This is a genomic window from Streptomyces sp. NPDC041200, assembly GCF_055591805.1.
The window spans coordinates 1-7,484 of record NZ_JBVIZF010000096.1; the positions used below are offsets into that span (position 1 = coordinate 1).

The 7,484-nt window shown below is 71.6% G+C and carries 9 protein-coding genes; 4 read left to right on the forward strand and 5 right to left on the reverse strand.

Translation table 11 applies throughout. From position 1 onward, the window contains the following. Window positions 1-431: 431 nt before the first annotated feature. Both ACZ6CL_RS42535 and ACZ6CL_RS42540 read right to left on the reverse strand, forming a co-directional pair. Window positions 432-1,313, reverse strand: coding sequence for a peptidoglycan-binding protein (locus ACZ6CL_RS42535; protein ID WP_468946853.1), 882 nt, complete (start codon window positions 1,311-1,313; stop codon window positions 432-434). A 118-nt stretch (window positions 1,314-1,431) separates the two neighbouring features. Further along, entirely contained in the window at window positions 1,432-1,821 is a 390-nt protein-coding gene (locus ACZ6CL_RS42540; protein WP_468946854.1) for a VOC family protein, read from the reverse strand. Between the two features lie 156 nt (window positions 1,822-1,977). Between ACZ6CL_RS42540 and ACZ6CL_RS42545 the strand changes: the two genes are divergently transcribed. Then, on the forward strand, window positions 1,978-2,865 hold the full coding sequence (locus tag ACZ6CL_RS42545) for a LysR family transcriptional regulator (protein ID WP_468946857.1): 888 nt from the start codon (window positions 1,978-1,980) through the stop codon (window positions 2,863-2,865). Window positions 2,866-3,033: 168 nt separating this feature from the next. After that, window positions 3,034-3,198: a hypothetical protein gene (locus tag ACZ6CL_RS42550; protein ID WP_468946858.1), complete on the forward strand. Its 165-nt coding sequence runs from the start codon at window positions 3,034-3,036 to the stop codon at window positions 3,196-3,198. Window positions 3,199-3,233: 35 nt separating this feature from the next. On the opposite strand, the gene ACZ6CL_RS42555 is transcribed toward ACZ6CL_RS42550, so the two are convergent. After that, window positions 3,234-3,608 carry a hypothetical protein gene (locus ACZ6CL_RS42555; RefSeq protein WP_468946860.1) on the reverse strand — a complete coding sequence of 125 codons (375 nt, stop codon included), beginning with the start codon at window positions 3,606-3,608 and terminating at the stop codon, window positions 3,234-3,236. Window positions 3,609-3,866: 258 nt separating this feature from the next. Here ACZ6CL_RS42555 and ACZ6CL_RS42560 point away from each other — a divergent pair, with 258 nt between their 5' ends. Together ACZ6CL_RS42560 and ACZ6CL_RS42565 are read left to right on the forward strand one after the other, a co-directional pair. After that, the gene (locus ACZ6CL_RS42560; RefSeq protein ID WP_468946862.1) at window positions 3,867-5,036 is read left to right on the forward strand and encodes an aminotransferase; all 1,170 of its coding nucleotides are present in this window, start codon (window positions 3,867-3,869) and stop codon (window positions 5,034-5,036) included. 112 nt (window positions 5,037-5,148) lie between these two features. Beyond that, on the forward strand, window positions 5,149-5,778 hold the full coding sequence (locus tag ACZ6CL_RS42565; RefSeq protein ID WP_468946865.1) for a hypothetical protein: 630 nt from the start codon (window positions 5,149-5,151) through the stop codon (window positions 5,776-5,778). A 111-nt stretch (window positions 5,779-5,889) separates the two neighbouring features. On the opposite strand, the gene ACZ6CL_RS42570 is transcribed toward ACZ6CL_RS42565, so the two are convergent. Together ACZ6CL_RS42570 and ACZ6CL_RS42575 are read right to left on the reverse strand one after the other, a co-directional pair. Continuing rightward, window positions 5,890-6,582: an HAD family hydrolase gene (locus ACZ6CL_RS42570; protein WP_468946867.1), complete on the reverse strand. Its 693-nt coding sequence runs from the start codon at window positions 6,580-6,582 to the stop codon at window positions 5,890-5,892. Window positions 6,583-6,610: 28 nt separating this feature from the next. Continuing rightward, the coding region (locus ACZ6CL_RS42575) for a winged helix DNA-binding domain-containing protein (RefSeq protein ID WP_468946870.1) at window positions 6,611-7,484 on the reverse strand (874 nt) is incomplete at its 5' end.

The window sequence follows — 7,484 nt, forward strand, 5'->3', positions numbered from 1 at the left end:
AGGGGCCCGCCCCCGTTTTGGTTTTCTTTTTGGGGGGACCTGGGGTGGGTGGGTCCGAGGCGGGGACCCCAGAGGGGGGAAGGGAACCCCACAAGGCCCCTTGTGGTGGCTTTTCCCTGGGCCGCCGCTCATCGTGGGGCGCTGGAGCGCCCTGATCCGTCAGGTGGGGGCAGGGCGGTTCACACCCGGTACAGGTAGAGGTACCAGAACGACCCCTTTTTCCGTCGCAGCGGTACTGGCGGATGCTGGGGTCGTTCTTCGAGAGTTCGCCGCCCGCGACCAGGCAGTTGTTCTGGCTGAAGTACCAGTTGTAGTACTCCCATCCGGCTGCCTGCGCCGTCCGGGCCGTCTCAGCCTGGGCCGAACCGGCTCCCGCGAGCAGCGCGGTGCGTGAACAATGCCGCCGAGTCGCTCGCGGCCGAACGAAGGTTCTAGACGTTCGGTACGCGCAGCTTGTCCCAGCTCTTCTTGCCCGGGATGCCGTCGGCGTCATCGCCGGAGTAGCCCAGCTTCCGCTGCCACGCCGCGTACGACTTCTTGTCGGCGTCCGTCCACTCCGGGCTCGGGCCCTCCTCGTAGCGGCCGCAGCCCTCGGCCACGAGACGCTTCCCCATGGCTGTGACGATCTTGCTCACGCGGCCGCCGCGGAAGAAGTCGGCGCCCGGGAAGGGCTCGTACGTGGCCGGGGGCTTCGGCGTGGTCCCGGCCGGGCCGTCCGGCTTGGCGCCGAGCCGCTTGGCGACGCGTGTGCGCATGGAGTTCATCGTGAAGCCCCGGGGGTCCACTTTCCCGGGCTGCCACTCCAGGTGGCCGATCACGGACCGCTCGCTCCAGTCGTGGGCGCGGCAGATGGCCGCGGACACCTTCTCGATGGCCAGCTTCTGCGCATCCGGCCACGGGTCGTCACCGTCGCCGAGGTTGACGCATTCGAAGCCGTAGAAGCGGGCGTTGCCGTCCTTGTCGCTCTCGTTGTCGGTCGGCAGCTTGGTCTCGTTGATCACCGCGTTCAGGACGTCGTTGTCGCCGAGGCCCGCGTGGTTGGCGCGGCCGTTGCCGACGAGGTGGACCTCGCCCTTCTTGTCGATGACGCCGTGGCACAGCGGCCCGGGGAGGTCCGCGTGGCCCTCGTAACAGAGTTCGACGGAGCTGGCGGTGCCCGAGGTGACGGTGTGGTGGATCATGACGCCGTTCACCGGGCCCCACGGACCCTTGGAGTTGCGGTTGTGCGAGCGCCAATTGCGGTATTCGTGGACGGTCAGGCCCTCGTCGCGCAAGGCCTTCAGGAGTCTGTCGGCGCTCAGGGGTGTTGCCATCGTGGAGTGCTCCTTCGGTGCTGCTGGTATCCGTCATATACGGATGCCGCGATGGCATGACTCAGTTGCGATCGGTGTGCGACGCATCAACTCCCGTACGGGCGTGGGTTTTAGCCACTCAGGCGTCCTGCGGATACCAGCGCAGCTCCACGGTGTTGCCGTCCGGGTCCCGCACGTAGAGGGAGGTCGCGGTACCCCGGGCGCCGAAGCGCTCGCCGGGGCCGTCCAGCACCGTGAAGTCGCCGGAGTCGATGACCTGCTGCCAGTCGAGGGGCTCGACGACCAGGCAGATGTGGTCGACGTTGGAGCCCTCCGGCCGCACTCCGGGGGCTCCGACGAGGTCGATGAGGGTGGTGGGGCTCACCCGGACGGACGGGAACGAGACCTCGCCCGCCCGCCACTCCCCCACGCGCACCGGTTCCAGGCCCAGCGGGCCGGTGTAGAAGGCGAGCGAGCGCTCGACGTCGGCGACGTTCAGGACGAGGTGGTCGAAGGCGATCACGCGCATGGGTGTCTCCTCGGGGTCGGGGCGCCGGGGCGCCGGTGGGTGGTACGGAGCACCAGCGGGGTCCGGTGGCATGCCGTTGACGTCAGCATCGCCGACAGGCATCCATCGGTCCAACACATGCTTGTCATGCGATCCATCGTGTTTCACGATGAATCCATGGATCTCCAGCAGATGCGCTACGTCCTCGCGGTGGCGGAGACCGCGAGCTTCACCCGCGCCGCCGAGCGGTGCCACATCGCGCAGTCCGCGCTCAGCCATCAAGTAGCGCGGTTGGAGAAGGAGTTGGGCGCGCGACTGTTCGAGCGGACCAGCCGCCGGGTGCGGCTGACCACGGCTGGGGAGGCGTTCCTGCCCGCCGCCCGGCAGGCCCTGGAGGCGGCCGAGCGGGCCCGGGCGGAGGTGGCGGCGGCCACCGGCGAGGTACGGGGCAGGCTGGCCGTCGGCTCGATCCCCACCGTGGCGGCCGTCGATCTCCCGGCGGTGCTGCGGGACTACCGGCTGCGCTACCCCCAGGTGCGGATCAGTCTGCGGACGGACTCCAGCGAGGAACTGGTCGAGCGGGTGCGCGACGGCAGGCTGGACGCGGCGTTCCTCGGCGTACTGCCCGGGTTCCGGCCGCAGGGTGTCCGTGACCAGGAACTGGGCCACGGCCAGCACGTCGCCGTGGTGGCCCCGGGCCATCCGCTCGCCACGGAACACGAGGTGGACCTGCGCGTCCTCGCCGAGGAGGTGTTCGTGGACTTCATCGACGGCAGCGCCGCCCGCGCCCAGTCGGACGAGGCGTTCGCGGCGGCCGGTCTGCGGCGCGAGGTGGCCTTCGAGGTGTCCGGCGTCGATTTCCTGGCCCGGATGGTCCACCACGGGCTGGGGATCGCCCTGCTGCCCGCCCCGTTCGCCGCCGAACTGCCCGGTCTGCGGAGCGTGCCGGTCACGGGCGGGCCGGCGCGGGTGGAGCGCCTGGCCTGGAGCCGGTTCACCCCGTCGCCCGCGGCCTCCGCCTTCCTCGCCCTGCTGGGTGTCGACGCGTCGTCTCCGGCCTCATGACGGGCGTGTCCGGTCACGTTGGTGTCCCCCGCGCCACCGTCCCGGCGCTCGCCGCACCGACGCAGCCGAGCGCTGCCCACTGCTCGGGCCGCAGGTATTCGGCCAGTACGACCGTACCGGCCAGCCCGGCCGTCGCGGGTTCGAGGCTGGCCAGGACGGCGACGGCCCGTGCCGGAAGGCGGCGCAGCGCGGCGAGCCGCGTGCTCGGCGGCCGGATTCCTACCGCACATCGCCCACGAGGTCAAGGAGTGGTACGCGGTCTCCGCCCTCGTCGCCGCGGGGCTCGGCATCTGCCTGCACCACGCCGCGCGCGGCGCCCGGGGAGAAGACTGACGAAACGCCCTCACGGCGCGTGGCGCGGTCACCGTTCAGCCTCGGGGCGGCTGGAGGCGCGTGATGCGGTCGAGGTCGCCGGTGAGCAGATCGCGGTGGCTGATGGTGAAGTCCGCGTTGGGCAGGGTGTGCCCTTCGCCGTAGTACCGGCCCATGACGGCTGCGGGGAGGAAGGTGCGCAGGCTGTGGCGCATGGCGGGTGGGTAGTCGACGGGTTCGCCCCAGCCGGAGGGGGCCTGGTCGGTGGAGAACAGGACCCAGTGGTCCACCGGCACGGTGGCATCGAGGTCCGGCGCCGCTCCGGTGTGGCAGTCCAGCGCCGGCACGGTCAGCTGGTCGGGGTCGAGGGGCGGATACCACAGCAGCAGCGGCTTGGCGCGTTGCGCGTCGGCGTTGTCGAAGCAGCACACGGCGATGGTGTGGTCGGGGAAGTGGTCGGCGTAGAAGCGCAGGAGGCGCGGGAGGCGCGGGAGGCGCGGGTCGAGGCGGGGGCGCCGCCGTGGTAGCAGGCCTCACCTGTCGAAATGCACATGGCGGCAACGTACCGCCCTCGCCCGCTCGTCCAGCCGCCAGCGGCTTCGGGAGCTGAGCGAGCGGCTGCCGCGCGAGGGGTCGGTAGCATCGCCGTGAAACGACCACGGCCAGCCAGCCCCCGAAGGAGTGCCGACGTGCGACTCAGCCCGCGAACCGTGCGTGAGATCGATTCGCCGATGGGCGCGACATACGCTCTGCTGGCGGGTCGCAGCGGGGAGCGGGCGCTGCTCGATCTGGCCCAGGCCGCGCCGAGTTACCCGCCCGCGCCCGAGATGATCGAGCACGTCGCCACGGTCGCGCACGAGCCGAACGGCGCCGCCTATGTGCCGAGCCCCGGGCTGCCCCGGCTGCGAGAGGCCTTCGCCGCCGACCTCGGCCACGGGTACGGAAGCCCGGTGGGGGCCGACCAGATGGTGGTCACGGCGGGCTGCAACCAGGCGTTCTGCCTCGTCGCCCAGGCGCTCACCGAGCCGGGCGACGAGGTCATCGAAGTCCTGCCGTACTACTTCAACTACGACATGTGGCTGCGGATGAACGGCGTCGTGCCGCGCTATCTGGAGCCCGGGCCCGACCTGGTGCCCCGCCCGGAGGCGGCCGAAGCACTCATCACGCCGCGCACCCGGGCGATCGTACTGGTCACCCCGGGCAACCCGAGCGGTGTCACGATTCCACCCGAAGTGATCGCGGGCTTCTACGAGGTGGCGGAGCGGCACGACATCGCGCTGATCCTGGACGAGACCTACCGCTCGTTCCGCGACACCGGGGAGCCCGCGCACGAGCTGTTCGCCGAGCCGGACTGGGCGGGCACCCTGGTGAGCCTGCACAGCTTCTCCAAGGATCTGGCGATTCCCGGCTACCGGGTGGGCGCGGTCGTCGCGTCGCCGCAGCTCAACCGCGAGGTGATGAAGTTGCTCGACTGCGTGGCGATCTGCCCTCCGCGGGTCGGGCAGGAAGCCGCCTGGGCCGGGCTGGCCTCGGCCCAGGAGTGGCGGCGTGCGCGCGCGGGCGAGATCACCGACAAGCGGCGCTGGCTGGAGACCGTGATGGCCGGCCGGCCGGGCGGTTTCGAGCTGCTGAGCTGCGGGGGTTTCTTCGGGTGGGTCCGCCACCCCTTCGCCGGGCGCGCCACCGACGAGGTCGTACGTGATCTCGTCACCCGCTACGACACGCTCGTCATCCCGGGCACCGCCTTCCTGCCCGACGACCGCCAGGTGTTCCGGGTCAGCTTCGGCAACGTCGACCGGGCCGGACTCACCGAATTCGCCGGACGGCTCCAGCTGATGGCCAAGGATCTGCTGGGCTGATTTAGCCTCTGCGCGCAACAGCTTGACACACCATCACCCGTGCCGTCGTAATACCCGCACAAAGTCGAACGCCCTCGCACAGCTCCCCCACGCATCACGAGGAGTACGGGACATGACGTCGTTACCCCGCCCCAGACGCCGGGCCCTGGCCGCCGCCCTGGCAGCCGCCGCCTTCACGGTGGCCGCCCCGGCCATGGCACAGGCCGCCGCGCCCACGAAGGCACCGGTATCCGGGCAACAGCGGTCGCCCCAGGCCGCGTTGGCGACCATCACCTGGTCGCTGCAGAAGTCCCCCAACCCCACCCCAGACCAGCAGGATGCCTACAACCGGATCACCTCGGCCATGAACGCCGCCGTGGCCCGCTACAACAACCTGAGTGACCTGGGCAAGAACATCACCGTTCAGTACAACCCGGGCGTCCCCACCGCGGACGGCAACATCAACGGGACCATACGGTTCGGCAACCGCGCCTATATGACCGAGCGCACCGCGCTGCACGAGATCGCGCACACGATCGGTGTCGGCACGAGCGGCCGCTGGGCCTCGCTCACCAGCGGCGGCACATGGCAGGGCGCACAGGCCACCCGGCTCGTCCGGCAGTACGACGGCGCCAGCGCCAAGTTGTCCGCCGGCGGCGGCCACTTCTGGCCGTACGGCCTGAACTACGACAACGAGTTCTCGCAGACCGCCGCCGACCGCCACGTCAACATCGTCGCCGCGATGGTACGAGACGGCCTGTAGCGCTCTCCCCACCCCCGGCCGCGGCCCCCACCGACGACGTAGAGGAGTTGGGGGCCGCGGTGCGGTGTTCGCCCCTCACGTGGCAGCCCGCGACCGGTAGACGAGGAGGGCTCAGCCGAGGAGGTCCAGGACGGGCGCGAGCCCCGCCGAGCGCTGGTCGACCGGCAGATGGTCGACGAAGTGCACCGCACAGCCCAGCGCCCGCGCGCCGCCGTCCGCGGTGTGGTCGTCACCGACCATCAGCACGTCGGAGGGTGCCAGGCCGAGCGTGTCGCAGGCGGCCTGGAAAATGGCGGGGTCGGGCTTCTGCGCGCCCAGCTCGTAGGAGAGCACGTACGCGTCCACCAGCTCCTCCAGCTCATGCGCCCGGAAGACCGGCCGCGGGTCCCAGCCGATGTTGCTGACCACGGCCACTGGGATCCCGCGGCGGCGCAGTTCCCGCAGTGTTGCCCCGGTGTCGGGGTAGGGCCGCCACGCGGCGGGCGTCATGTGGCGGTCGTAGAGCCTCCGCACCAGGTCGGCCGTCGGCAGCCCGGCCTCGGCGATCAACGCGCTGTAGGCCGCGCGATGTTGATGGGCACTCAGGTCCCGTTGGCGCCAGAGAGGTTCGAGGTGCGGGGGAACGCGCCCGGCCGCCGGTTCGCCGGGCAGCGCGCCGTACTCCGTCAGCTGTCGCACCCAGTCGGAGAAGCGCTCGCCGTCCGCGGGGACAGCGGCCTCCGCCAGGACGGTGCCGAGCCATTCCGTGACCGACTCGACGCGCATCAGCGTTCCGGAAAAGTCGAACATCACTCCGTTGGCCATGCCGCGATCGTAAGCCCGCCGCGCGGCGTTACGGCGCGGCGATCCGGACGCTGTCGCTCTCGTTTTCGGACAGGAACGTCGACAATGCCCGGCCCTCCTCGGTGACGGCCGTGCGCTCGGCGCGGGAGAAGCCGCGCAGCGGGGTGACGGTCACGGTGCCGGCGTCGACGGTCCAGGTGGCGGCGACCCGGCCGTCCACCAGCACCACGCGGGCGCCTGCCACGGACAGGCCACGGTGGGCGTCGTCGATGATCCGGCCCCGGTCGTGATAGCCGAGGATGGCGTTGTCGAACGCGGGCAGGAACCGCACCGGGGCGGGTGTGTCGGGGTCGGGGCGCGGCGCGTCGGGCAGGTCGAGCAGTTCGCGGCCGCGCGCGTCGCGGAAGGTGACCAGCTCCCCGCGGACGGCGGCCACCGCGGCGGGCAGTCCGGCGAGGCCGCACCAGGCGCGCAGGTCGGCCGAGGACGCGGGGCCGAACGCGGCCAGGTAGCGGCGTACCAGCTGCTCACCGACCGGGTCGGTCCCCTCTGGAGCGGGCGGATCGGCCTCGCGGCCCAGCCAGCGGGCGAGCGGGGTGTTGCGCACCCCCGACTTCACGCGCCACAGCCCGCGCGGCGGCAGCTGTACGACCGGGACGAGGGCGGCCATCACCATCTCGCCCAGCGCCCGCGCGCCCACCGCGGGCCAGCGGTCGGCGAGCACGCGCGCGATCTCGGCCATCGAGCGGGGCTCACCGTCGGCCAGCACCGCGCGGCCCGCCGCGGCGAGTTCACCGAGGTCGACCCCGTCGAGTTCGGTGCGGTAGACGCCCAGCACCCGCTGGCGCAGCATGGGGTCGTGGCGGGACCGCCAGGCCAGGGCGTCGTCGGCGGTGACGAGGTGAACGGTGCGGCGCATGAGG

Bases quoted from the DNA above. Each gene is read 5' to 3' on its own strand.
- ACZ6CL_RS42570 (WP_468946867.1), bottom strand. From the start codon at position 6,582: ATGGCCAACGGAGTGATGTTCGACTTTTCCGGAACGCTGATGCGCGTC.
- ACZ6CL_RS42540 (WP_468946854.1), bottom strand. From the start codon at position 1,821: ATGCGCGTGATCGCCTTCGACCACCTCGTCCTGAACGTCGCCGACGTC.
- ACZ6CL_RS42535 (WP_468946853.1), bottom strand. From the start codon at position 1,313: ATGGCAACACCCCTGAGCGCCGACAGACTCCTGAAGGCCTTGCGCGAC.
- ACZ6CL_RS42565 (WP_468946865.1), top strand. From the start codon at position 5,149: ATGACGTCGTTACCCCGCCCCAGACGCCGGGCCCTGGCCGCCGCCCTG.
- ACZ6CL_RS42545 (WP_468946857.1), top strand. From the start codon at position 1,978: ATGGATCTCCAGCAGATGCGCTACGTCCTCGCGGTGGCGGAGACCGCG.